Source organism: Chromobacterium sp. Beijing (assembly GCF_021496765.1).
In the GTDB taxonomy this organism is placed as follows: Bacteria; Pseudomonadota; Gammaproteobacteria; order Burkholderiales; family Chromobacteriaceae; genus Chromobacterium.
In genome coordinates, this window is sequence record NZ_CP053750.1 from 2,649,854 (window position 1) to 2,674,710 (window position 24,857).

25 protein-coding genes are annotated in these 24,857 nt (G+C 63.7%); 6 read left to right on the forward strand and 19 right to left on the reverse strand.

What is annotated here, in order from left to right:
- Window positions 1-37 precede the first annotated feature (37 nt).
- From HQN78_RS12215 to HQN78_RS12230, 4 genes are all read right to left on the reverse strand, one after another.
- Window positions 38-1,183, reverse strand: a complete 1,146-nt coding sequence (locus HQN78_RS12215) for a PLP-dependent aspartate aminotransferase family protein (RefSeq protein ID WP_227107242.1) — start codon at window positions 1,181-1,183, stop codon at window positions 38-40.
- Between the two features lie 59 nt (window positions 1,184-1,242).
- Entirely contained in the window at window positions 1,243-2,619 is a 1,377-nt protein-coding gene (locus HQN78_RS12220) for a cystathionine beta-synthase (protein WP_235089706.1), read from the reverse strand.
- A 78-nt stretch (window positions 2,620-2,697) separates the two neighbouring features.
- Window positions 2,698-3,561, reverse strand: a complete 864-nt coding sequence (locus tag HQN78_RS12225) for a class I SAM-dependent methyltransferase (protein WP_233246648.1) — start codon at window positions 3,559-3,561, stop codon at window positions 2,698-2,700.
- A 148-nt stretch (window positions 3,562-3,709) separates the two neighbouring features.
- Window positions 3,710-4,891 (reverse strand): fatty acid desaturase, encoded by a 1,182-nt coding sequence (locus HQN78_RS12230; protein ID WP_107798384.1) that lies wholly within the window; start codon window positions 4,889-4,891, stop codon window positions 3,710-3,712.
- 222 nt (window positions 4,892-5,113) lie between these two features.
- Between HQN78_RS12230 and HQN78_RS12235 the strand changes: the two genes are divergently transcribed.
- Complete coding sequence (locus tag HQN78_RS12235) at window positions 5,114-6,730, forward strand: YdgA family protein (RefSeq protein ID WP_107798383.1); 1,617 nt, start codon at window positions 5,114-5,116, stop codon at window positions 6,728-6,730.
- Window positions 6,731-6,813: 83 nt separating this feature from the next.
- Here HQN78_RS12235 and bfr read toward each other — a convergent pair whose 3' ends face one another.
- Complete coding sequence (gene bfr, locus HQN78_RS12240) at window positions 6,814-7,290, reverse strand: bacterioferritin (protein WP_107798382.1); 477 nt, start codon at window positions 7,288-7,290, stop codon at window positions 6,814-6,816.
- A gap of 163 nt (window positions 7,291-7,453) precedes the next feature.
- Window positions 7,454-7,654 (reverse strand): bacterioferritin-associated ferredoxin, encoded by a 201-nt coding sequence (locus HQN78_RS25840; RefSeq protein WP_019103980.1) that lies wholly within the window; start codon window positions 7,652-7,654, stop codon window positions 7,454-7,456.
- A gap of 107 nt (window positions 7,655-7,761) precedes the next feature.
- On the opposite strand from HQN78_RS25840, the gene HQN78_RS12245 reads away from it, so the two are divergent.
- From HQN78_RS12245 to mnmA, 3 genes are read left to right on the forward strand one after another with little or no spacing between them, the layout of a single operon-like run.
- Window positions 7,762-8,214 carry an NUDIX hydrolase gene (locus HQN78_RS12245; protein ID WP_235089707.1) on the forward strand — a complete coding sequence of 151 codons (453 nt, stop codon included), beginning with the start codon at window positions 7,762-7,764 and terminating at the stop codon, window positions 8,212-8,214.
- Between the two features lie 28 nt (window positions 8,215-8,242).
- Entirely contained in the window at window positions 8,243-8,791 is a 549-nt protein-coding gene (locus tag HQN78_RS12250) for a hypothetical protein (RefSeq protein ID WP_235089708.1), read from the forward strand.
- Window positions 8,788-9,864: a tRNA 2-thiouridine(34) synthase MnmA gene (gene mnmA / locus HQN78_RS12255; protein ID WP_255701237.1), complete on the forward strand. Its 1,077-nt coding sequence runs from the start codon at window positions 8,788-8,790 to the stop codon at window positions 9,862-9,864. The genes HQN78_RS12250 and mnmA overlap by 4 nt, the downstream gene beginning before the upstream one ends.
- Window positions 9,865-10,093: 229 nt before the next feature.
- Here mnmA and HQN78_RS12260 read toward each other — a convergent pair whose 3' ends face one another.
- Window positions 10,094-11,356, reverse strand: coding sequence for an MFS transporter (locus HQN78_RS12260; protein ID WP_235089709.1), 1,263 nt, complete (start codon window positions 11,354-11,356; stop codon window positions 10,094-10,096).
- A 101-nt stretch (window positions 11,357-11,457) separates the two neighbouring features.
- On the opposite strand from HQN78_RS12260, the gene HQN78_RS12265 reads away from it, so the two are divergent.
- Complete coding sequence (locus HQN78_RS12265) at window positions 11,458-12,360, forward strand: LysR family transcriptional regulator (RefSeq protein ID WP_235089710.1); 903 nt, start codon at window positions 11,458-11,460, stop codon at window positions 12,358-12,360.
- On the opposite strand, the gene HQN78_RS12270 is transcribed toward HQN78_RS12265, so the two are convergent.
- Window positions 12,344-13,096: an SDR family oxidoreductase gene (locus HQN78_RS12270; protein WP_235089712.1), complete on the reverse strand. Its 753-nt coding sequence runs from the start codon at window positions 13,094-13,096 to the stop codon at window positions 12,344-12,346. The two genes, HQN78_RS12265 and HQN78_RS12270, sit on opposite strands and share 17 nt — an antisense overlap.
- 3 nt (window positions 13,097-13,099) lie before the next feature.
- Window positions 13,100-14,002, reverse strand: a complete 903-nt coding sequence (locus HQN78_RS12275; RefSeq protein WP_235089714.1) for a prephenate dehydrogenase/arogenate dehydrogenase family protein — start codon at window positions 14,000-14,002, stop codon at window positions 13,100-13,102.
- 93 nt (window positions 14,003-14,095) lie between these two features.
- Between HQN78_RS12275 and HQN78_RS12280 the strand changes: the two genes are divergently transcribed.
- On the forward strand, window positions 14,096-14,365 hold the full coding sequence (locus HQN78_RS12280; protein ID WP_235089716.1) for a DUF4936 family protein: 270 nt from the start codon (window positions 14,096-14,098) through the stop codon (window positions 14,363-14,365).
- A gap of 132 nt (window positions 14,366-14,497) precedes the next feature.
- Here HQN78_RS12280 and HQN78_RS12285 read toward each other — a convergent pair whose 3' ends face one another.
- The 10 genes from HQN78_RS12285 to plsX all read right to left on the reverse strand — a co-directional run bounded on the left by HQN78_RS12285 (window position 14,498) and on the right by plsX (window position 24,857).
- Complete coding sequence (locus HQN78_RS12285) at window positions 14,498-15,370, reverse strand: EAL domain-containing protein (RefSeq protein ID WP_107798374.1); 873 nt, start codon at window positions 15,368-15,370, stop codon at window positions 14,498-14,500.
- Window positions 15,371-15,628: 258 nt separating this feature from the next.
- Window positions 15,629-16,810, reverse strand: a complete 1,182-nt coding sequence (locus HQN78_RS12290) for a dicarboxylate/amino acid:cation symporter (protein ID WP_107798373.1) — start codon at window positions 16,808-16,810, stop codon at window positions 15,629-15,631.
- Window positions 16,811-17,008: 198 nt separating this feature from the next.
- Window positions 17,009-17,821 (reverse strand): aminodeoxychorismate lyase, encoded by an 813-nt coding sequence (pabC, locus tag HQN78_RS12295; protein WP_235089718.1) that lies wholly within the window; start codon window positions 17,819-17,821, stop codon window positions 17,009-17,011.
- A complete protein-coding gene (locus HQN78_RS12300; protein WP_235089719.1) occupies window positions 17,821-19,113 on the reverse strand; it encodes an aminodeoxychorismate synthase component I in 1,293 nt (430 codons plus the stop codon). The genes pabC and HQN78_RS12300 overlap by 1 nt, the downstream gene beginning before the upstream one ends.
- Before the next feature lie 126 nt (window positions 19,114-19,239).
- Complete coding sequence (gene fabF / locus HQN78_RS12305; protein ID WP_107798370.1) at window positions 19,240-20,481, reverse strand: beta-ketoacyl-ACP synthase II; 1,242 nt, start codon at window positions 20,479-20,481, stop codon at window positions 19,240-19,242.
- Between the two features lie 177 nt (window positions 20,482-20,658).
- The gene (acpP, locus tag HQN78_RS12310) at window positions 20,659-20,898 is read right to left on the reverse strand and encodes an acyl carrier protein (protein ID WP_019103041.1); all 240 of its coding nucleotides are present in this window, start codon (window positions 20,896-20,898) and stop codon (window positions 20,659-20,661) included.
- A gap of 106 nt (window positions 20,899-21,004) precedes the next feature.
- Window positions 21,005-21,742 carry a 3-oxoacyl-ACP reductase FabG gene (gene fabG, locus HQN78_RS12315; RefSeq protein WP_107798369.1) on the reverse strand — a complete coding sequence of 246 codons (738 nt, stop codon included), beginning with the start codon at window positions 21,740-21,742 and terminating at the stop codon, window positions 21,005-21,007.
- Between the two features lie 52 nt (window positions 21,743-21,794).
- Entirely contained in the window at window positions 21,795-22,724 is a 930-nt protein-coding gene (gene fabD, locus HQN78_RS12320; protein ID WP_107798368.1) for an ACP S-malonyltransferase, read from the reverse strand.
- 130 nt (window positions 22,725-22,854) lie between these two features.
- Window positions 22,855-23,814, reverse strand: coding sequence for a beta-ketoacyl-ACP synthase III (locus HQN78_RS12325; RefSeq protein ID WP_107798367.1), 960 nt, complete (start codon window positions 23,812-23,814; stop codon window positions 22,855-22,857).
- A 5-nt stretch (window positions 23,815-23,819) separates the two neighbouring features.
- The gene (gene plsX / locus HQN78_RS12330; protein WP_107798366.1) at window positions 23,820-24,857 is read right to left on the reverse strand and encodes a phosphate acyltransferase PlsX; all 1,038 of its coding nucleotides are present in this window, start codon (window positions 24,855-24,857) and stop codon (window positions 23,820-23,822) included.

Consider the following 24,857-nt stretch of genomic DNA (forward strand, 5'->3'; position numbering starts at 1 on the left):
TCGGAACAAGACGAAGATTCTAACCCGGCCGCGCCGGCTATTGCCATGCCTGGCGCAAGTCCTCGATCAGCGCCGCCTCGCCCTCGATGCCCACCGACAAGCGGATCAGGTTGTCGGCGATGCCCAGCTCGCGCCGACGTTCAAGCGGAATCGACGCATGCGTCATCGCCGCCGGCAGGCAGACCAGGCTCTCCACCCCGCCCAGGCTCTCCGCCAGCGTGAACAGCTTCAGCCGCGCCAGCACCCGCCGCGTTTCTTCGGCGTCGCCTTTCAGATAAAAGGACACCACCCCGCCGTAACCCCGCATCTGGCTGCGCGCCAGCTCATGTTGCGGATGGCTGGACAGGCCCGGATACAAGACCCGCTCCACCTGCGGCTGGGTTTCCAGCCAACGCGCCACCGCCAGCGCGTTGCTGTTGTGGCGCTCCACCCTCAAGGCCAGCGTGCGCAGGCCGCGCAGCACCAGGAAACTGGCGAACGGGTCCAGCACCGCGCCCACCGCGTTGTGCAGGAAGGCCAGTTGCTCGGCCAGCTCCGGCCGCCGGCGGCTGACCACCGCCGCGCCGGCGATCACATCGGAATGACCGTTCAGGTATTTGGTGGCGGAATGCACGACGATGTCGAAACCGAAGGCCAGCGGGCGCTGCACCACCGGCGAGGCGAAGGTGTTGTCCGCCACCGTGATCAGGCCATGCCGCCGCCCCAGATCGGCCACCGCCGCCAGGTCCACCAGTTGGTTCAGCGGATTGGACGGGGTTTCCACCCAGATCATCCGGGTATTCGGCCGGATCGCCGCCTGCAAGGCGGCGAGGTCTTCCGACGCCACATAGCTGATCTCCAGCTGCGCGCTTTGCTTGCGCACCTGTTCGAACAATCGGTAAGTGCCGCCGTACAGATCGTTGACCGCGATCAGGTGGCTGCCGGCCGGCAGCAGCTCCAGCACCGTGGCGATGGCCGCCAGGCCGGAGGGGAAGGCGTAGCCGCGCGCGCCGTCCTCCAGCTCCGCCAAAGCCCGCTCCAAGGCCTCGCGCGTCGGGTTCTGCGAGCGGGAATACTCGTAGCCGCTGTGCTCGCCCGGCGCGTGCTGCCGGTAGGTGGAGGTGGCGTAAATGGGCGGAATCACCGCGCCGAAGGCGTCTTGATGCAGACCGGCGGTGATGGACAAAGTATTGAAATCAGTCATGGCGTTTTCTCGCAATGCGGAGGGCCGGCCCCGCTTGGACCGGCCGGGATGAGGTGGGGCTAAATGGAGCGCGAGCGCGGCTGACGGCGCCAGAAGGCCAGCAGATCGGCCTGGGTGATCAGACCCAGGTAGCGCTCGCCGTCCACCATCAAGGCGACGTGGCCGTCGTTGAAAATATGCAGCAGGTCTTGCAGCGAAGCGCGCGGCGACAGGGTCCTCACCTCGCTGGTCATCGCGCTGCGCACGTTCTGGCGGAAGTTTTCCGGCTCGCCGTGCACCGACAGCAGCAAGTCCCATTCGTCTAGGATGCCGACCACCTTATCGTCGGCCAGCACCGGCAACTGCGACACATCGTGCAGGCGCATGCGCTGATAGACCACGTTCAAGGGCTCGTCCGGGTGGCAAGAGACGGTGCTGCCGTCGGCGTGGCGACGCACGATCAGATCGGTCAGATCGCCCAGCCGCGGCAGCTCCACCAGACCGTTGTCCACCAGCCAATCGTCGTTGTACATCTTGGACAGATACTTGTTGCCGCTGTCGCAGACCAGCGTCACCACGCGCTTGGGCTCGGTCTGGGCGCGGCAATAGCGCAAGGCCGCCGCCAGCAGCGCGCCGGAGGAGGAGCCCGCCAGAATGCCTTCCCGGCTCAGCAGCAGGCGGGCGCTGTCGAAGCTTTCCTGATCGCTGATGCGGTAGGCGCGCTTGACCAGGCTGAAGTCGGTTTGCGGCGGGATGAAGTCCTCGCCTATGCCTTCGATCAGCCAGCTGCCGGCCTCGCCGTGGCGTCCGGTCTCGACATGATCCGCCAGCACCGAGCCCACCGGGTCCGCCAGCACGATTTCCACCCGCGGCGCCTCCCGGCTGAAGAAACGCGTCAGCCCGGTCAGCGTGCCGCTGGAGCCCACGCCCACCACCACCGCGTCCAGTTCATGGCGCGTCTGCTCCCAGATTTCCGGACCAGTGCCGGTTTCATGCGCCAGCGGATTGGCCGGGTTGTTGAATTGGTCGATGTAGTAAGCGTCCGGCGTTTCCTTGGCGATGCGCGCGGCGAGGTCCTGGTAATACTCCGGATGCCCCTTGCCCACGTCGGAGCGGGTCAACACCACTTCCGCGCCCAGCGCCTGCAGATGCAGAATCTTCTCCCGGCTCATTTTGTCCGGCACCACCAACACCAGCCGATAGCCTTTTTGCGAAGCCACCAGCGCCAGCCCCAGGCCGGTGTTGCCGGCGGTGGCCTCGACGATGGTGCCGCCCGGCTTCAGCTTGCCTCCGCGCTCGGCCGCGGCAATCATGGACAGCGCCACCCTATCCTTGATCGAGCCGCCCGGATTGTGGCTTTCCAGTTTCAGATACAGCTCGCACAGGCCGGTGTCCAGATGCGTCACCTTCACCAGCGGCGTATTGCCGATCAAGGACAAAACGGATTGGTCTTGCATATTGAAATCTCCTAGCTACCGCATATAAATATTGTTTTTAACAACTTGTAGTTATATCGAAAATAAAAAAACGCCGCTTCACACCACGGCGGTGGCTTGCAGAAAACTATAGAAAAACACCAGTTCCGGATTGCTGCGCAATTGGCGCAGCTCCCGCGTCATCGCCGCCACCAGCGCGGCGTCCACCCGTTTCGCCTCGATCAGCTGATCCGCGGCCGACAGCAAGAGCTCGGTCCAGTAATCCAGCACTTGCTGGCGACGATGCGGATCGCGGCTGTCCAGATGCCAGGTCTTGACCTGGGTCTCCACATGGCGAAAGCCCAGGCGCAGCAGCATATTGCCCAGCTTGGCGCCGACGAAGGGATCGCCGCCCACCGCCAGTTGATGGTCATTGAAAGCCAGCCAGTACTGCTGCAGGTTCGAGGAATAAGGCGATAGAAAGAAGGACGCGTTCATCGCCTCGGTGGCGTACAGCCGCGCGCCCGGCTTCAGCACGCGCCGCACTTCGGCCAACACCCGCTCCGGCGACAAGACATGCTCCAGCACCCAGCACAGAAAGGCGGCGTCGAAACTGGCCGGCTGGAAATCCAGATCCTCGGCGTCCATATGCAGCAGCCGGGCGCGGTCCTGCCAGGGGCTGCCCTGCAAACGCTGACGCGCCACCGCCAGCTGACGCTGGCTGAAGTCGACGCCGGTGACCTCCAGGTCCGGATAACGCCGCAACAGGATCTCTGTCTGCGCGCCCACCCCGCACCCCACCTCCAGCAGCTGGCCGACGCCGGAGAAATCGATGTCCCGGTAGACCACGGACTCGGAGAAGCGCGCCTGGCGCACCAGGCGCGCCTGTTCGGCGGCGGAGAAACCATGAATATAGGGCAGCTCGCTCGCCCCGTCGGTCAGTTGCAATGTGGCCATGTCCATCTCGCAGAGTTGCATCAACATGGCCACATTATATTTCCAATTATTATTACAAATATAAATTTTATTTCTTATTTTCATATAAAAAACGAGTCTATCCACCCCGCCACAAGCCTGCGCGGACGCAAAAAAACCCGCGGCGCGCCGCGGGTTTTCATCGAGTCGGACAGGCTTAAACCATGGCCGCCTGACGCAGGCTGATCGAGAAGCGCTGCAAGGCGGCGATGCCGGAGGCCTCGGCGCGGGTGCACCAGTCCTGCAGTTCCTTGAGCAGTTGCTCGCGGCTCAGCGTGGAACGCTCCCACAGGCGGGTCAGCTCCTGGCGCATCGAATACACGGTGGCCAGCACCTGGCTGTGCTCCAGCAAGGTGGCCAACTGCATGCGCTCGGTTTCCGGCGTGTCCTTGGCGTCCTGCTTCAGCCACACCTTCATCTTGCCGCTCAGCTTGCTGCCGGAAAAGTCCGGCAGATTGATCTTGTCCAGCTCGCTGCGGTACACCTCTTTCAACTCGCGCGCATAGCGGGAAGCGATGGCGTAACGATTAGAGATGATGGCCTGCAGATGTTCCAGGTCCAGTTGCGGACGCGAAGCGTCCTCAGCCAGCCGCGGCGCCACCTTGCGCACCTTGGCCAGGCCCAGGATTTCCAGGATGCGGATATACATCCAGCCGATGTCGAACTCGTACCATTTATACGACAGCTTGGCCGAGGTGCCGAAGGTATGGTGGTTGTTGTGCAGCTCTTCGCCGCCCACCAGAATGCCCCAGGGGAAGATATTGGTGGACGCATCCTCGTTCTCGAAATTGCGATAGCCCCAGAAGTGGCCAATGCCGTTGATCACCCCGGCCGCCCAGAACGGAATCCAGATCATCTGCACCGCCCAGATCGTCAGGCCAGCCGGCCCGAACAAGACCAGATTGATCAGCAGCATCAGCACGATGCCCTTGGCGCTGTGGCGGGTGTAGACATTGCGTTCCAGCCAATCGTCCGGCGTGCCGTGGCCGAACTTGTCCATGATGGCCTGATCCTTGCAAGCGCCGCGGTACAGTTCCGCGCCCTCCCAAAGGACCTTCTTGATGCCCAAGACCTGCGGGCTGTGCGGATCGTCCGCGGTCTCGCACTTGGCGTGGTGTTTGCGATGGATGGCGGCCCATTGCTTGGTGACCATGCCGGTGGTCAGCCACAGCCAGAAGCGGAAGAAGTGGCTGGGGATGGGATGCAGATCGAGCGCGCGGTGCGCTTGGTGACGATGCAGAAAGATGGTGACCGATGCGATGGTGACGTGGGTCAGCGCCAAAGCGACCACGATATAGCCCCACCAGGGGAGGTCAAGCACGCCGTTTATCCAATTCATGTACTAATCGCGCCTCGTAAAGCAATCTAGAAGAAAGACTCTATTCTATACAAGCGGCCCGCCGATGTCAGACCGTTTTGCGCTTGCGCCGGCAACCCGCCGCCGCAAACGCCCAACTTGGACCCCGCCGACGCCCTCCGGTTCACGCGCCGGCAGTAACGCAAGCGGTGGACGATGGTGTACCATAGGGCCTCATTCCATCCTAGTTAAGAAAAAGCGCTAGTGTTGCCAAATCGTCGTCTGATCATTGCCGGCGCCACCCTCGGTGGCCTGTTCGTTCTGTATGGAGGCGCGACCCTGTGGGCCGGCGTCAAGGCGGAGCAGACCTTGCAGGAACAGCACAAGATGCTGGCCGACCTGCCGCTGTTCAAAGTCAAATCCCACAGCTACCAACGCGGCTGGTTCTCCTCCACGGAAACCACCGAACTGGTGTTCAATCGCCATTTGTCCGGCCCGTATGAAAACATGCTGCCCGACAATGTGAAGCCGCTGCTGAACGCCACCATCAAGTTCACCAACCACGTCAAACACGGCCCCCTCCCCGGCATCGGCGATTTCGACTTCCGGCCCGGCCGCGCGCTGGTGCGCACCGAGTTCGCGATGAGCGACTCCACCCGCAAGACGCTGGCCAGCTTCTTCGGCGACAAGGAACCCATCACCATCTTCAACCGTCTGGGCTTCGGCGGCGGCGGCGAACTGGACGTCAAGGTGCCGGCCTTCGACTATGAAGAAGCGCTGTCCGGCGTGAAAATGAAATGGAAGGGCTTCGACCTGAAGCTCGACTACGCCAACGGTTATAAGGAATACAAGAGCGAGGCGCTGTCGCCCGGCTTCCTGCTGGAAGCCGCCAGCAAGGGAACCGTGGCTTTCGACGGCGTGCGCTACGTCTCCGACATCCGCCCCGGCAACACCGGGGTCAAGCTGGGCACCAGCGAACTGACCGTGGGCAATGTCCGGCTCAACTCCCGCGAAAGCGTGCCCTACAGCATCAAGCTGAACGAGCTGGTCTACCTGATGACCCGCGTGCGCGTCGGCGAGTTCATCAATCCGTCCGGCGAATTCAAGCCGTCCGCGGTGACGCTGAAGGACTTCCGCTACCAGATCGTCACCAGCGAGCAGGACGACTACGTCAACACTCGCGGCAAACTCAACTTCGCCGAGTTCAACTTCAACGACCACCGCTACGGTCCGATGCGCCTGGACATCTCAGCCAACCATCTGCACGGCCCGACCCTGGTCAAACTGGATCAGGCCATCGGCCAGATCCCGTTTGAAGGCGTGGACCCGGCGCTGCTGCGCAAGCAATACATCGACACCATCAAGAAGAACGGGATTCCGCTGCTGCAGAACGATCCCAAAGTGGTGATCAACGAGTTCTACCTGAAGATGCCCAACGGCGAAGCCAAGCTGGAAGGCAGCCTGGGCGTCAAGGGTCTGCAAGCCGCGGATCTCAACGACGCCGCGCAGTTCATCAGACGCTTCGAAGTGGACGCCAAGCTCAGCCTGCCGCGCCAGACGCTGGAAGACCTGGTGATCGCCCAGGCGCGCACGCTGTTCACCGTCGATCAGAGCGCCGAAGACCAGCCCAATATGAAGGAAGTGGAAGACCTGGCCAAAAACCTGCTGGACAGCCAATTGGCGCAGTGGAAGAGCGAGCAATACATCGTTGAGGACAAAGGCCAGATCAACACCGAACTCAACTACGGCGGCGGCGTGCTGACCATCAATAAGAAGAAGGTGGCCCTGCCCTGGGAGGAGATCGAGGCGGAAGCGCCGCGCGACGCCTCCCAGCCCGGCTCCGACAAGCATACGGACAAGAGCGCCGACAAGAAGAAGTAAGACGGCGGTCGACGCCGCACGCAAAAAGGGCTGTCATACGACAGCCCTTTTTCTTTTCCGACCCGGTCGAAACCTTGCGGCGCTTAATCGTCGTCGTGCATCTGGCTTTGCAGATAATTCTGCAGGCCCACGCTTTCGATCAGGCCCAACTGCGTCTCCAGCCAGTCCACGTGCTCTTCCTCGCTCTCCAGAATGTCTTCCAGCAAGTCGCGGGTCACGTAGTCCTTGGCGCTTTCACAGTAGGCGATGGCTTCGCGCAACAGCGGCAGCGCGTCCATTTCCAGTTTCAGGTCGCACTCCAGCATTTCCTTCGGATTCTCGCCGATATGCAACTTGCCCAGGTCCTGCAGATTCGGCAGCCCTTCCAGGAACAGCACGCGCTCGATCAGCGCGTCGGCGTGCTTCATCTCGTCGATGGACTCGTGATACTCGTGCTCGTTCAGCTTCTTCAAGCCCCAGTTCTTGTACATGCGGGCATGCAGAAAGTACTGGTTGATCGCGGTCAGTTCGTTCTTGAGGATCTGGTTCAGATACTTGATAACTTTTTTATCGCCTTGCATCGCGCTCTCCGGGAAGAAATGATTCTTCCATTATGACATAGCGCGCGCCAGTCTCAAGTTATCACAGCCAAAATAAAGGACTTCGCCCCGCTTGACGCGGTGCGTGGGGGATTTGCAGTTCGTCCGGCCTTGGCCGAGACTAAGCAACAGACGGGGTCAGGAATTAAGCGGCGCTGCGCGCGGTCGAAGCCGGACCAAGCGCGTGGACAGCCTCCTTGCGAAGTTGGTTAGCCATGCAGGCGCACTTGCCGCAATCGGTCGCCACCCCAAGCTCGCGGCTCAGATCGCACATGCGGGTTGCCCCGTTGTGTACCGCTTCGCGGATTTGCTTGTCAGTTACAGCGTGGCACAGGCAAACGTACATGGCAGTTCCGGTGGTGAATGAAGACGGGATTGAGTTAAAGTAATCGAGAATCGTTATCAAGAATATAGATTCAAACAAGAATCATTGTCAACAAGAAAGCGCAGACCATGACGCAGTGGAAACCAAATGCGACAGTTGCGGCAGTCATTGAGCTGGACGGGCGCTACCTGATGGTGGAAGAGGTGACCAGCGACGGCATCTGCTTCAACCAGCCCGCCGGTCATCTGGAATACGGCGAAACGCTGGAAGACGCGGTGAAACGCGAAGTACTGGAGGAAACCGGCTGGCACTTCCGGCCCTTGGGCCTGGTGGGCATTTATCTGGTGGACCGGCCCAACAGCGACATCACCTATCTGCGCTTCGCCTTCTACGGCCACCCCTTGCGCCGCGAGGACTATCCGCGGCTGGACGACGGCATCCTGTCCGCGCAATGGCTGAGCCACGAGGACATCGTCGCGCTGCGCGCCCAGCATCGCAGCCCGGTGGTGCAGCAATGCCTGGACGACTATCGCGCCGGCAAACGCCACCCCCTGGCGCTGATCCATCATCTGGGCCGCTGACCGCCCAAGCCCACCGCCCGGAGCCGGCATGTCCTTGAGATCATTGTCTTTCCTATTGGCTCTGCTGGCCGGCGTCCCATGGGCGGCACAAGCCAGCGCCATCAATATCTGCTACCATTACGGCTGTTCCAGACATGCCTACGTAGGCATCTCCGCCGAAGCCGACGCCTGGCTCGCCGCTCGCCTGTCCGCCGCAAACAGCCCGGAAACCGAACGTTCCGCCGTCAGCGACGCCGTCACCGCGCTTTATCACATCGCCGCGCGCACGTTGCCCATTTGGCAGGACAAGGGCGGCAATTTCCGCGACGGGCCCGCCGAAGGACGCATGGACTGCGTGGACCACAGCAGCAATGTCACCGCCTTCCTCACTTATCTGCAGGATCACGGCTGGCTGCAATACCACACGGTGGGCAAACCGGCCTGGCGCGCGCCGCGCCTGCTCGACCTGCATTACACCGCGGTGCTGCGCGACCTGCTCTCCGGCCAGGATTGGGCGGTGGACAGCTGGTTCAAGGACTTTGGGCAAGCCCCGGTGGTGCTTGCCCTCGATATTTGGATGGAAGGATATTCCCCGTGACGGGTAAGAAAAGAATTGTCGTCGGCATGTCCGGCGGCGTGGACTCCTCGGTGACCGCCTCGCTGCTGAAACAGCAGGGGCACGAGGTGATCGGCGTCTTCATGCAGAACTGGGAAGACGACAACGACGACGAATACTGCTCGATCAAGCAGGACGCGCTGGACGCGATGAGCGTGGCCGACATCGTCGGCATCGACATGGAGATCGTCAACTTCGCCAAGGAGTACAAGGACCGCGTGTTCTCCTACTTCTTGAAAGAATACTCCGCCGGCCGCACGCCCAATCCCGACGTGTTGTGCAACGCCGAAATCAAATTCAAGGCCTTTCTCGACTACGCGATGGAACTGGGCGCCGACTGCATCGCCACCGGCCACTACGCGCGCAAGCTGGAAAAGGACGGCACCCACTATCTGATGAAGGCGGTGGACCACACCAAGGATCAGAGTTACTTCCTCTACCGTTTGCAGCAGCATCAATTGGCCAAGTCCATCTTCCCGCTCGGCGACATCCGCAAGACCGAGGTGCGCAAGCTGGCCGAGGAAGCCGGCCTGCCCACCGCGGCCAAGAAAGACTCCACCGGCATCTGCTTCATCGGCGAACGTCCGTTCCGCGACTTCCTGCAGCGCTATCTGCCCACCCAGCCCGGCGAGATGATGCTGCCGGACGGCAAGGTGGTGGGCGAGCATATCGGCCTGATGTATTACACCCTGGGCCAGCGCAAGGGGCTGAATATAGGCGGCGCGCGCGAGGGCACCGGAGAACCGTGGTTCGTCGCCGGCAAGGACATCCCCGGCAATAAGCTGATCGTGGTGCAAGGCCATGACCACCCGCTGCTGCTGAAGCCGACGCTGGCGATGGCCGACCTGAGCTGGACGCTGCCGGCGCCGCCGGCGGCCGGCGAATACGCGGCCAAGAACCGCTACCGCATGGCGGACGCCGGCTGCAATCTGTCCGCCATCGTCGACGGCCAGGCCACGCTGACGTTCCGCGACAAGCAATGGGCGGTCACCCCCGGCCAGTCCACGGTGCTGTACGACGGCGACGTCTGCCTGGGCGGCGGCATTATCCAATAAGAACCTGTTTACGATCTGCTACGCGTCGGTAGAGAGATTGTGCGATGAGTGCCGTCTTCGAAATGCTCATGTACCGTATGTACACTCCGCTTTCTCAGCCGCAACGCCTTGTCTCGCCCTAGCTCGCCAGATCGTAAACAGGCTCTAAGCAGCGGTTCAAAGTCCGCTGAGCGCCGACGATGCGATGAAAAAGCCCTGCGCCAAACCGCAGGGCTTTTTTCTTTCAAGCTCAAGGTTGCGGCAAGGGCGGCAGCCGTCTCAAGCCCAGGCTGATCGCCAGCATCGCCGCCAGGCTGGCCCCCAAGACCGCGGCCACGCCCTGCCAAGCGCCGCGGCCCCACATCAGCCCGGACAAAGACCCCACCAGACTGGAGCCCAGATAGTAGGCGCTCAAGTAAATGGCCGAAGCCAGCGCCCTCCCCTGACGCGCCCGCAAACCCACCCAGCTGCTGGCTACCGAATGACCGGCGAAAAACCCGAAGGTGAACAAGGCGATGCCGGCCACCAGCAGGACGATGTGATCGCTCAAGGTCAGCGCCAGCCCCAAGAGCATGGCCAGCACCATCAGCCACAGCATATTGCGCCGGCCCAGGCGATCCGACAGCTTGCCGACCCAGGCCGATGACCAGACGCCGACGATATACAGCGAAAACACCAGCCCCAGCAGACTCTGGCTCATATTGAAGGGCGCGGCCAGCAGACGGAAACCCAGGTAGTTGTACAAACTGACGAAACAACCGGACAACAGAAAGGCGCTGATGAACAAGTAAGGCAGACCCGCGTCTTGGAACAGGGCCTTGGCCTCCCGCCACATGCGGCCCAGATCATGCCGACGCGGCTGGAAATGCCGGGAAGGCGGCAGATTGCGCCAAAACAGCCAGGCGCCGGCCGTGCCCAGCAAGGCCAAAGCCAGCAAGGCCCAGCGCCAGCCGAAATGATCCGCCAGCAAGGAGGCGATGAAACGGCCGCTCATTCCGCCCAAGGCATTGCCGGCGATGTACAAGCCCATCGAGTGGCCCAGGGATTTCGCGTCCACCTCCTCGCTCAGATACGTCATCGCCACCGCCGGCAGGCCGGCCAGCGCCACGCCGAAAGCCGCGCGCAGCCACAGCAGATGCTGAAAGCTGTCCGCCAGCGCCGACAACAGCATCAGCAGCGCTCCTAGCGCCAGTGCCGCGTTCATCAAGGGGCGGCGGCCCAGGCGATCCGCCAGCAGGCCGGCGGGAATCAGGCTCAGGGCCAGGCTGCCGGTGGCCAACGACACCACGCCGCTGGAGGCGGCCGGCGACAAGGAGAAATCCTCCGCGAACATCGGCATCAGCGGCTGTGCGCCGTAGAGCATGGCGAAAGTGCAATAGCCGCCGACGAACATGGCGCGCGCGGTGGCGCGGAATTCCGCGGTGCCGGCGTGCAGCTTGACCGGCGGAAGGGGGGCGACGGACGGCGGCGGTACGACGGCGCCTAGGCAGGGTGACGAGGAATCGGCGGACATGAAAAGCTTTCAATGCGAAATATGGCTTTGAGCTTAGTCTTGGCCGAAAGCGCAGTCCAATATATATTTAGCCATCATTTGATACTTTTAAAATATCAATCATGGAACTACGCCATCTACGCTACTTCGTCGCCGTTGCCGAAGAACTGCATTTCACCCGCGCCGCTCTGCGCCTGCATATCGGCCAGCCTCCGCTCAGCCAGCAGATCCAGGCCTTGGAGGCCGAGCTGGGCGTGCGGCTGCTGCGCCGCCACCAGCGCAAGGTGGAGCTGACCGAGGCCGGCCGCCAATTCCTGAGCCGGGCCCAGCGCATTCTGGCCGACGCGGAACTGGCCGCGGCGGAAGCCAGACGCGCCGCGCGCGGCGAGATAGGCGAATTGAGCATAGGCTTCACTTCTTCTCTGCCGCTGTCCCCCATCCTGCACGCCGGCCTGCACGACTATCGTCTGCGTTTCCCGGAGGTCGGCCTCAAATTGCGCGAGATGTTCACCACCGACCAGTACCAGGCCTTGCAGCAACGGCGGTTGGATATCGGCTTCGTCCGCTTCAACGGCCTGGAACCGATGGCGGACATCGCGGTGGTGGAGTTGCAGCGAGACGCGCTGCGGGTGGTGATCAGCGCCGACCATCCGCTGGCCGGCCTGCCGGCGCTGCGCTTGGAGCAATTGCGCGGGGAAAGTCTGATCGGCTACCCGCAGGAGGCCGGCACCGGCTTGAATACAGTGCTGCGCGAGCTGGCGAGCCGGCAAGGCATGGACTGGCGGCCGCGGCAGGAGGCCGGCGAGGCGATCACGCAGATCGGCCTGGTGGCCGCCGGACTCGGCATCGCCATCCTGCCCTCGCCGCTGGAATGCGTGCGGCTTCCCGGCGTGCGCTATGTGCCGCTGCTGGACGAGGGCGCTTATCTGGCGATGGGCTTGGCCACGCGGCTGGATGAAGACTCGCCGCTGGTCAGCCAGTTTCTGAACTTGATGCGCGAGCGCTGGCTCAACGCCCCCCGCTGACGTCCAGCAGGCTGCCGGTGCAAAAAGAGCTGGCGTCGGACAACAGCCAGACGATGGCGGCCGCCACTTCCTCGGCCGCGCCGCCGCGCCCCATCGGCACGCTGCCGGCCAGGCGCTCCACCCTGCCCGGCTCGCCGCTGGCGGCATGAATGCCGGTGTGGATCAGGCCCGGGCGCACCGCGTTGACGCGGATGCCTTCGGCGGCCACTTCCCGCGCAAGACCCAGGGTTAGGGTGTCGACGGCGCCCTTGCTGGCGGCGTAATCGACATACTCGCCGGCCGAGCCCAGCCGCGACGCGGCGGAAGAAACGTTGACGATGGCTCCGCCAACACCGCCATGACGGATGGACATCCGGCGCACCGCCTCGCGGCAGCAGAGAATGGGGCCCAGCACATTGCTGCGCAACACCTGCTCCACCCGCTGCGCCGAGTAATCCTCCAACCGGCCTATCGGCGCGGTGACGCCGGCATTGTTGACCAGGGCGTCCAGGCGGCCGTAGCGGCCCGCCACCGCGTCGAACAGGCCGACGATGTCAGCCTCAAGCGAGACATCGGCGCAAAACGCTTCGGCGTCCGCGCCCGCATGCCGCAACTCGGCCGCCACGGCCTCCGCCCCAGCCCGGTCGCGGCGGTAATTGACGGCCACGCGCCAGCCCTCCGCCGCCGCCAGCCGCGCCGTCGCCGCGCCTATGCCGCGTGAAGCGCCGGTGATCAGCACCACCTTGCCCTCATTCATGGATCAAGCCTTGCGCATGAATTGCTGATGCCAGCGCGTGCGCGCGCCGCGCGCCGCGCCGAAACGCTCCGCCAGCCGCTCGCCGTCGCCGGCGTCCAGCATCTGGCGCAGTTGGTCCAGCCCGGCGCGGTAACGGTCCAGCTCCTGCAGCAACGCGTCGCGGTTGGCCAGGCTGATGTCGGTCCACATTTCCGGATGGCTGCCGGCGATGCGGGTGAAATCGCGAAACCCGGTGGCGGCGAAATCGAAGCAACGCTCGGCGTCGGCCTTGCCCGCCACCATGTCCACATAGGCGAAAGCCAGCAAATGCGGCAGGTGGCTGACGGTGGCGAACACCGCGTCGTGCTCCTCCGCCGTCATGCTGTGGATGTCCGCGCCGCAGGCGCGCCATAGCGCCGCCACTCGCTCCACGGCGGCAGGCAGGGTCTCCGGCAACGGCGTCAACACCACCTTGCGGTTTTCGTACAGGCCGTACTGCGCGGCGGCGGCGCCGGACAGATCGGAACCGGCGATGGGATGCGCCGGCACGCAATGCGCCAGTTGGCGCGGCAAATGCCGGCGGTACAACTCCACCACGTCGCCCTTGGTGCTGCCAGCATCGGTGACAATGGTCTCCGGCCTCAGCTTCGGCGCCATCGCCGCCATCAGCGCGCCCATCTGCCCCACCGGCGAGGCCAACAGCACCAGATCGGCGCGTTCGGCCACGGCGGCCAAGTCCTGGCTGATCTCGTCCACCACGCCCAGTTCCAAGGCCCGCTCCAGGTTTTCCCGGGTGCGGCCGACGCCGATCACATGCCGCGCCATCCCGGCGCGCTTCAGCGACAAGGCGAAAGAGCCACCGATCAAACCGACGCCCACCACCACCAGGGTATCCATCCCTTGCTGCACCGCTTCTCCTCTATCCATGGCGGAACCTAGAACGGCTATCATACCTGCCTAATGTCGGCTGACAACCACTCCGTTGCGACGCGATCCCGCGCGCCCTGCTTAGGACATACGATGCGCTACAGTTTTTATTGCTATTTCAAGGTCGACGCGGACAACGCGCCCCTGCTTGCGCAGCTGCGAACGCTGCAAGCCGGGGTCCTGGCCCGCGCCGGCGTCGCCGGCCGCCTGCTGCGCCGCCGCGACGACGCCGGCACCTGGATGGAAGTGTATGAAGGAATTGCCGATGCCGACGCTTTCCGCCGCCTCTGGCTGGATGTCAGCGCCGAATGCGGCCTGGCGGCGCTGAGCCGCCATGAGGAGTGGTTTCAACCGCTGGATTAAGAACCGGCTTACGATCTGCCGCGCGTCGTGGAACCTTACACGGCGAGCAGCGCTTCGAAATGCTCATGTACCGCATGTACACTCCGCTTTCTCTGCCGTTTTCGCCTTAGCTCGCGAGCTCGTAAACAGGTTCTAAGAAATTGGCCAGCTGAGGCTGTCCGTCGGCCGCGCCAAGTGAAAGCCCTGGACGAAATCGCAGCCGGCGGCGCGAGCGATATCCAGCTGCATTTCGCTTTCAATGCCCTCGCCCACCACCTTGGCGCCGTGCAGCTTCAGGATGGCCACCAGCTCGGCCAGCTTGTCGCGCAGCGCCGGCCGCATCAGCGCGCGCCGCATCAGCACCTTGTCCAGCTTGACGTAATCCGGCTCCAGCAGCCACACCCGCTCCAGATTGGACGCGCCCTGGCCAAAGTCGTCCAGAGAGATCAAAAAGCCCAGATCGCGGTAGCGCTGCACCGCGCCGTGCAGCCGCACCGGATCGCTGACCGCGTCCTCCACGATTTCCAGGCAGACATGGCGCGGTTCCACCCCCAGCAGTTGCAAGGCCTCGGCGAAGAATTGTCCGTGCGCCTCGCTAACGTTCACCAGATGCTGGGCATTGACGTTGAGCGACAGCACCAGGCCCGGCGGCGGCGATTGCAGCAGAAAATTGAGCAGGTGCAGGCAGCGCAGCTGCCGGTCCACGTACACGGTGCGGCGCGGCGTGGTTTCCGCGGCGAACAGCACGGTGGGAATCAGCTGGCCGCCAAAGCGGTCCGATACCCGCGCCAGCGCCTCCACCGACCACAGCTTGGGCTCCCCGTCCTGCAAGCGGTACACCGGCTGGAAGACGCTGCGGAAGCGCCAGTCCTCATGCCGGCCGCGCACGCGTTCTTCACGCCAGGCCAGCGGCTCCGCCTCGAAGCCATGCCGCGCCAGCATCTGATTCAGACGCGGCAACGCCGCCCGCGCCTGCCGCGCGCCCAGGTCCAGAACCGCTACCTCACACTCCGCCATCGCCGACATTGCGCCTCCCGGCATGCGCCAAGAAAACAAACAAGAAAAAAGGCCGAACATCGTTCGGCCCAAACAGGATACGAGAGAAACCTGCATGCGGTTCTGTTGAACCGACAAACAGTAAGAGGCTGCCTTTGACGACAAAGCCGCCAAAAGCCGCCAGCGCTCTACTGCGCCAGAAAGACCCGCTCAATATACATGGCTCTCTTTATCTCTAAAAATAATTAAATGCTCGTTGTATAGTTCACATAAATCTATGACTTGGATTTAGGCCTGCTGAGAAGCCGGCTTGCCTTCCGCTTCCGCCGGCCGGCCCATGATGCGATCCAGCCACAGCGCGATCACGCCGTCGCCGGTAACGTTGCAGGCGGTGCCGAAGCTGTCCTGCGCCAGGTAGAGCGCAATCATCAAGGCCAGGCTGGCCTCGGGGAAGTGCAGCATGCTGGCCAGAATGCCCAGCGCCGACATCACCGCGCCGCCCGGCGCGCCCGGCGCCGCCACCATGGTCACGCCCAGGAGCAGGATGAAGGGGAACATCACATCCCAGCTCGGCACGTCCAGGCCGGCCGTCATCAGCATCACCGCGGTGGCGCAGGTGACCAGGGTGATGGTGGAGCCGCACAGATGGATGGTGGCGCACAAGGGCATCACGAAATCCGCCACCGGGCCGGACACTTTCATCTGCTTGGCCGAGCGCAGCGCCACCGGAATCGTCGCCGCCGACGACATGGTGCCCAGCGCAGTCAGGTAGGCCGGCAACATATTGCGGATCAAGGACCAGGGATTGCGGCCGCTGGCGAGGCCAGTCACCGTGTACAGCAGGGTCAGCCAGATCCAGTGCATGGCGATGGCCAGCACCAGCACCACGCCGAAGGTCTTCAACGTGGAAAACACCGAACCGTCGGCAGCCATCTCGGCGAAGACGCAGGCGATATAGGCCGGCAGCAGCGGAATCAGCACCTTGGCCAAGACCAGCTCGACGATGTCCTTGCCCTGATCCACCACCTCCTTGAGGCGCAGCGCGCGGGTGACGGCGATGCCGAGGCCGAACACGAAGGCCAGCATCAGCGCGGTCATCACATCGAACAGCGGCTTGATCTCCAGCGTGAACAAGGCCTTGATCGCCGCCGGCTTGTCGGTGGCGTGCACGCCCTGAGCGATCAAGGACGGCAAAACGCCGGAGGCGACGGCGAAAGCCGCCAGCCCGGACAGAATGGTGGAGCAGTAAGCCAGCCCCACGGTCCAGCCCAGCATCTTGCCGGAGTTGGACTCCAGCGCGGCGATGCCGCTCATGATGTAGAACACGATGATCAGCGGAATCATGAAGCCGATGAACTGCCCGAACAGGGCTTTGAAAGTCATCAGCAGGGCCAGCGGGCCGTCCGGGGCCCATAGCCCCAGCGCCAGGCCAACCGCCATGCCGGCCAGTAGTTTAAGAATCAATTTCACGGCAACCTCTCTGAGCTTGGTCTTTGGTCTAATGTTGTTCGCGATCCGCGCGTGCGCTTGCCGCCATGCCCGGTCCGGACACGGCGCGCCAGTCGGAAGAATGGAGATCCGCCCGTCGAGGGCGGCATGGACAAGAGAACGGACGCGGTCCGGGCAGGCCTGTCTGCGGGCCGGGAACTGCCCTCCCGGCGCCTGGCCTCAGGCTTGAAGCGACAAGCTGTGTCGCAGGGCGCTCAATAGCGGATGAGGCGTCCAGCTACGCTCGCCCAGGCGGGTAATCTGCCAGATACCCATCAGGCTATTGGAGAGAAACACCGCATCGGCGTCAATCAAGCGCGGGGCGGAAAGTCGCGTTTCAGTAAAAGAGCGTCCGATATCCAAACAATGCGCGGTCAACCAATCCCGCACCGCGCCGTTCACGCCGCAACGGTCCAGCCTTGGCGTGACGATGGCCTCGCCTTCCAGCAGATAGACATTGCTCATCGTGCCCTCCGCCACCCAGCCTTCCATATCCAGCATCAGGCCTTCGGCGATGGCGGGATCTCGCCATTCCGAGCGCGCCAGCACGTTCTCCAGCCGGTTCAGATGCTTGATGCCGGCCAGCGCCGGCTGCAAGGCCAAGCGGGTTTCGCACCAGCGCGCCGTCACGCCCTGTTCGGCGCGCTCTGGCGGATAGCCGTTCCAGGCCGCGGCGCTGACGATGCGGATGCAAGACGGCGCCTCCGGCATCGCGTAGCCGCGCGCGCCTTCGCCGCGGGTCAGCACGATCTTGGCCGCCGCGCGCGGCAGGCCGTCCGCCGCCGCGGCCAGTTCGGCCAGCAACAGCGCTTCTTCGGGCGGAGGCAGGCGCAGCCGGCGCGCGTCCTCGCACAGGCGCGCGTACTGCCAGGCCCACAAGCGCGGCCGGCCGTTCAGCAGCTCCAGCGTGCGGAACACGCCGTCGCCGTAGGCCAGGCCGCGGTCCGCCGCGGCGATCCGCTCGCCGGGCCCGCCGTTGATCAGCATCGCCATCAGGCCTGCTCCACGCCCAGCGCCCGCAGCAGGCCGCGCGCCTTGTGGCGGGTTTCCTGCAGTTCGCGTTCAGGATCGGAGTCGGCGACGATGCCGCCGCCTGCGCGGAAGCGCAGCGCGCTCCCCTCCTGCATGAAGGTGCGGATCAGGATGTTCAGGTCCATGCTGCCGTCGCGGTTGAGATAGCCCAGGCTGCCGGTATAGGCGCGGCGCGCGCTGTTTTCCAGCTCGCGGATGATTTGCATGGTGCGCACCTTGGGACAGCCGGTGATGGTGCCGCCGGGAAACAAGGCGCGCAGCGTTTCCACCGGGCCGACGCCGGGACGCAGGCGGCCGCGGACATTGGATTCGATATGATGGACATAGGCGTAACTGGCCACCGCCATCAGTTCGTTGACCTCCACGCTGCCGGGCTGGCAGATGCGGCCCAGGTCGTTGCGCTCCAGATCGATCAGCATCACATGCTCGGCCCGCTCCTTGACGCTGGAAATCAGCCGCTGCTTCAAGGCGGCGTCTTCCGCCGGGTCCGGCGAGCGCGGATGGGTGCCGGCGATGGGCCGCGTTTCCGCCCAGCCGTCGCGCACCCGCACCAGCCGCTCCGGCGAGGAGCTGACGATCTGCGCGCCGCCGAAATCCGCCAAGGCCGAGAACGGCGCCGGGTTGGCGCGGCGCAGTGCGGCGAAGAGATCGGCCGCGGCGACGCCGGCGTCCAGTTCGGCGCGCCAGCCGCGCGAAATATTCACCTGGAACACATCGCCTTCGTAGATGTAGCGCTTGAGGCGGACGACCGCGTCGGTGTACCACTGCGGCGGGTCTTCCTCCAAGCCCCGCAACGCCACCGGACAGGGCTCGAAGACCGGCGCCGCCTGGGCCAGGCTCAGCGCACGCTGCCACAGCTCCGCGCTTTCCGCCACGATCCAGCCGCAAGCCTCGCGGCGATCCACCAGCACCGCGGCCGGGGTGCGCGCCAGCGCCGCCAGCGGAAAGCTGTCCGGCAGCGCATCGGCCACGCTGGGCTCGAATTCGGACAGCAGATCGTAGCCCAGGTAAAGGAAATGCCCGCCGACGAAAGGCAGTTGATGACGGTTATCGACCGGCTGCGGCTTGAACTCGGCCAGGCGGCGCAGAAAATCGCCGCCCTCGCCAGCGTGAAACAGCTCGCGGCCGTCTTCCAGCAGCAACAGATCCCAGCCGGCGTCGCCGGAGGACATCATCAAATACGGAAAGGTTTGCGGATCCGCCGCATGCATCGCCAGCAGGTCCGGCGCAAAATCCAGTTTCTGAGTGAACATCGAGAAGTCCCGGGCCGGCAGCCCGGCGCAGCTTGCCGCCCGCTTTGACCCGGACGGCGTGAAAACAAAGAAAAACCGCTGCGAGTGTAGCGCAGCGGTTCGGACTGTCAATCGACAAGACGACGATCAGACGCGCTTGAACACCAGCGTGCCGTTGGTGCCGCCAAAACCGAAGGAGTTGGAGATGCCGATGTCTATCTTCATCTCGCGCGCGGTATTGGCCACGTAATCCAGATCGCAGCCGGCCTCCACATCCTGATCGTTCAGGTTGATGGTGGGCGGCGAAACCTGGTTGTGCACCGCCAGAATGGTGTAGATCGCCTCCACGCCGCCGGCGCCGCCCAGCAAGTGGCCGGTCATCGACTTGGTGGAGTTGACCACCAGCTTCTTGGCGTGGTCGCCAAACGCCAGCTTGATCGCCGTGGTTTCATTGGCGTCGCCCAGGGGCGTGGACGTGCCGTGAGCGTTCACGTACTGCACCTGGTCGGCGTTGATGCCGGCGTCGCGCAGCGCGTTGCTCACGCCGCGCGCCGGGCCTTCCGCGCTCGGCGCCGTGATGTGGTGAGCGTCCGAGCTCATGCCGAAGCCGATCAGCTCGGCGTAGATCTTGGCGCCGCGTTTGACCGCGTGCTCATAGTCTTCCAGCACCAGCACGCCGGCGCCCTCGCCCATCACGAAGCCGTCCCGGCCCTTGTCCCAGGGACGGGAAGCCGTGGCCGGATCGTCGTTGCGCGTGGACAAGGCCTTCATCGCGGCGAAACCGCCGATGCCCAAGCGCGAAACCGCGCCTTCCGCGCCGCCGGCCACCATCACGTCGGCGTCGCCGTACTGGATCAGCCTAGCCGCGTCGCCGATGCAGTGCGCGCCGGTGGTGCAGGCGGACACGATGCCGTAGGACGGACCCTGATAGCCTTTCAGGATGGACACCTGGCCGGCGATCAGATTGATCAGCGAGCCCGGGATGAAGAAGGGGCCGATCTTGCGCGGACCGCCCTCCATCAAGGCCACGCCGGTTTCCTCGATCAGCGGCAGGCCGCCGATGCCGGAACCGATGTTGACGCCGACCCGGGTCTTGTCCAGGCCCGGCACGTCGTCCAGGCCCGCGTCCGCCACCGCTTGCAGCGCCGCGGCGATGCCGTAGTGGATGAACAAGTCGTTGCGGCGGGCTTCCTTCGGCGAGATATAGTCGCTGATCTCAAAGCCCTTCACTTCGCCTGCGATCTGGCAAGCCATGTCGCTGGCGTCGAAACGGGTAATCTTGGCGATGCCGCTGTTGCCGGCCAGCAAATTGGCCCAGCCGGTGGCGACATCATTGCCGACCGGGGACACATGGCCCAGGCCGGTTACTACAACTCTGCGTTTTGACACGAAGAATCTCCGTGAGAGATGGGAGGGCAGTCTCCCCACGAGACCGTCCACGCATTGCGATGCCCTACGGTTTGGCAGGGATCAAACGCGCGTTTGGCATCCTCTTGGCAAAAGACCTCTGCGAAGAGACCAGAAGGCTCCGGGCAGAGGTCCTAATACCCCTCGAAAGGGAAGGAATTACTTGTTCAGGTGGGCAGTGACGTAGTCGACGGCTTGCTGAACGGTGGTGATCTTCTCGGCCTCTTCATCCGGAATTTCGCACTCGAACTCTTCTTCCAGAGCCATTACCAGCTCAACGGTGTCGAGGGAGTCGGCGCCCAGATCGTCCACGAACGAAGATTCGATTTTCACTTCGGCTTCGTTCACGCCCAGTTGTTCGGCAACGATCTTCTTAACGCGCGCTTCGATGTTTTCCATTTGTTTAAACCCTTGACCTTTCTGATTCGGGATAACAAAACCCCGGTATTCTACAAAAAAAAATTAGAGCAGCCTACCTAAATCTCCAGGCGGGCCGCAAGCTCGTTCACGGCATCAACATGCCGCCGTTGACATGCAGCGTCTGGCCGGTGATATAGCCAGCGCGATCCGACGCCAAAAAAGCGGTGGCATCGGCGATATCCTTGGCGTCGCCCAGGCGGCCCAGGGCGATCTGCTCGACCAGCGCCGCGCGTTGCGCTTCCGGCAGCGCGCGGGTCATATCGGTGTCGATGAAGCCGGGGGCCACGCAGTTGACGGTGATGTTGCGGCTGCCCACCTCGCGCGCCATCGACTTGGTGAAGCCGATGATGCCGGCCTTGGCCGCCGAATAATTGGTCTGGCCCGGGTTGCCGGACACGCCCACCACCGAAGCGATATTGACGATGCGGCCGAAGCGCGCCTTCATCATGCCGCGCAACACGGCCTTGGACGCCTTGAACACCGATTTCAGATTGGTGTCCATGATGTCGTCCCAGTCCTCGTCCTTCATCCGCATCAGCAAGCCGTCGCGGGTGATGCCGGCATTATTGACCAGGATGGCGATCGCGCCGAATTCTTTTTCGATGGATTCGACCAGCGCGTCGATCGCGCCGGCCTCGGTCACATTCAACACCCGGCCGGCGCCGCCCTGTGCGGACAGGCGCTCGTGGATGCTCGCTGCGCCGGCCTCGCTGGTCGCGGTGCCGATCACCACGGCGCCTTCGGCCGCCAGCGCCGCGGCGATCGCCGCGCCGATGCCGCGCGATGCGCCGGTGACCAATGCCACTTTGCCTTGCAGGCTCATTGCAGTCTCCTTATCGTTATTCCGGCCCCGCCTTGACGCGGCCGCATTGCATTCAGTTCAGTTCGCCGCGAGCAGCTTCCAGCGCCGCCACATCGGTCAGCGCCAGGCATTTGATGTTGCCGTCGATGCGCTTGGCCAGGCCGGCCAGCACTCTGCCAGGCCCGCATTCCGCCATCTGCGTCACGCCGTCGGCGGCCAGCTTCTGGATGGTTTCGGTCCAGCGCACCGGCATGTACAGCTGACGGGTCAGCGCGTCGCGGATCTGCGCCGGCTCGTTGTAGCTGGCGACGTCGGCGTTGTGCAGCACCGGAATGGCCGGCGCGCCGATATCCGCTTGCGCCAGCGCCGCGGCCAGTTGCTCCGCCGCGGGCCGCATCAACGCGCAATGCGAGGGCACCGATACCGGCAAGGGCAGCGCGCGCTTGGCGCCGCGGGCCTTGCACTGTTCCATGGCCCGCTCCACCGCGCCCTTATGGCCGGCGATCACCACCTGGCCCGGCGAATTGAAATTGACCGCTTCCACCACTTCGCCCTGAGCCGCTTCCGCGCAGGCGGCGCGGATGTCCTCGTCGGACAGGTTCAGGATGGCGGCCATCGCGCCGACGCCCACCGGCACCGCGGACTGCATCGCCTCGGCGCGCAGGCGCACCAGTTTCACCGCTTCGGCGAAGGGCAAAGCCGCCGCCGCCACCAGGGCGGTGTATTCGCCCAGGCTGTGGCCTGCCACCAGCGTCGGCTGACGGCCGTTCAACTCCTGCCAGGCCAGATAAGTGGCGTAGCCGGCGGCCAGCATGATGGGCTGGGTATTGACGGTGGCGTTGATCTCGTCGGCCGAGTCCGCCTGCAGCATCGCCCACAGGTCGACGCTCAAGGCGTCCGATGCTTCGTCAAAAGTGTGTTTCACCACGGGCAGATCGGCAAAGCCGTCCATCATTTTCAAGCTTTGCGAGCCTTGGCCCGGGAACAGAAAAGCAAACGCCATAGTCGACTCCAGAGAATTCGACGCAAGAATGACGCAAACCGGCGACGTCTGCCAAGCCTAACGATCAAATATCGCTGAGGCTAGTGACCTCACGGTCAGCCGTCGGCGGCTTGCGCGCCAATGTTTCGGGTCAGATCTTCAACAATACAGCGCCCCAGGCGAAACCGCCGCCTATGCCTTCCAGCAATACGGTCTGGCCTGGACGAATGCGGCCGTCGCGCACCGCGCAGTCCAAGGCCAGCGGAATCGATGCGGCGGAGGTATTGCCCTGTTGCGGCAATGTGACGATCACGCGTTCCATCGGCAAGCCCAGATGCTTGGCGGTGGATTCTATGATGCGCAGATTGGCCTGATGCGGCACCAGCCAGTCCACTTCGCTCTTGTCGACGCCGGCTTCCGCCAGCGTCTTGGCCGCGATGTCGGACAAGGCTTTGACCGCGAATTTGAACACCGCCGGGCCGTCCATGTGCAGATAGGGCATGCCCTGAATCTTGCCGCCGGAAATCTGGGCCGGAGTGTTGAGAATGTCCTTGTAGCGGCCATCCGCCGCCAACTTGGCGTGCAGGATGCCCGGCTCCTCGGAGTCGCCGAGAATCACCGCGCCGGCGCCGTCGCCGAACAGCACGCAGGTGCGACGGTCGTCCCAGTCCAGCACCCGTGACATGATTTCCGCGCCCACCACCAGAGCGCGGCGGGCCATGCCGCTCTTGATGTAGTTGTTGGCGGTCACCAGCGCGAACATGAAGCCGGCGCACACCGCCTGCACGTCGAACGCCGCGCAGCCGGGAATGCCCAGCTTTTCCTGCAACAGACAGGCGGTGCTGGGGAAGACCATATCGGGAGTGGTGGTGGCCACGATGATCAGATCGATCTCGTGCTTGTCGATGCCCGCGCTCTGAATCGCGGCTTCCGCCGCCTTGAGCGCGAGATCGCTGGTTTTGTGTTCCTCTGCGGCAATATGGCGCGCGTGGATGCCGGTGCGAGAGACTATCCACTCGTCGCTGGTATCCACGCGTTCGGCCAACTGCGCATTGGTGAGCACCTGCTCGGGCAGAAAGCTGCCGGTGCCTAGAATGCGGGAATAGCCCATGGTTGTCAGTTCGCTTCCGCCTCGGACTGCTTGAGATTGTTTAATTGGTGCGCAATCCGGTCGGCGATGTGACCAATCACGTCGGAACCGGCTTCCTCGCAAGCCTGCTCCAGCGCGTAACGGAATCCTGTGACGTCGGTCCCGCCGTGGCTTTTCACCACGATGCCGCGCAGCCCCAGCAAGCTGGCGCCGTTGTAGCGGCGGGGATCGATGCGCCTCTTGAACAGTTTGAGCACCGGCAGCGCGGCCAGCGCGCACAAACGCGTCCACCAGCTGCGGCCAAACTCTTCGCGCAGGAACACGGCAAACATGTGAGCCAGCCCCTCAGCTGTCTTCAAAGCCACATTGCCGGTAAAACCGTCGCAGACTACCACATCCACCGTGCCTTTACAGATGTCGTCGCCCTCCACGTTGCCGTGGAAATTGAGCTCGGACTGGCGCAGCAGTTCGGCGGTCTTCTTGATATTGTCGTTGCCCTTGATGTCTTCCGAACCGATGTTCAGCAGGCCGACGCTAGGGCTGGCGTTGCCGCTGAGGCACACCACCAGTTCGGATCCCATGATGCCGAACTGCAACAGTTGTTCTGGGGTGCAATCGACGTTGGCGCCCAAATCCAACACGCAAGACGAGCCCTTGACGGTGGGCAGCATTTTGGCGATGGCGGGACGGTCGATGCCGGGAATGGTCTTGAGTACGAAACGCGCGGTCGCCATCAGCGCGCCGGTGTTGCCGGCGGACACGGCGGCCTGAGCTTCGCCTTCTTTGACCAGATTAATGGCCACCCGCATCGACGAATCTTTCTTGTTCTTCAAGGCGAGCTGAGGCGCCTCATCCATGCCCACCACTTGGGTGGCGTGCTGGATGCGGATGCGTTCACGCGCGACGCCTTGATGCGCGGCCAGTTCAGCCTCTAGGGCTGCTTGGTCGCCAACAAGAATCAAACGGGTGTCGGGATGGTTCTGCAGGAATTGGATCGATGCAGGGACGGTAACCTTGAGGCCAACGTCACCGCCCATTGCATCAACCGCGACGGTGATAGTCAT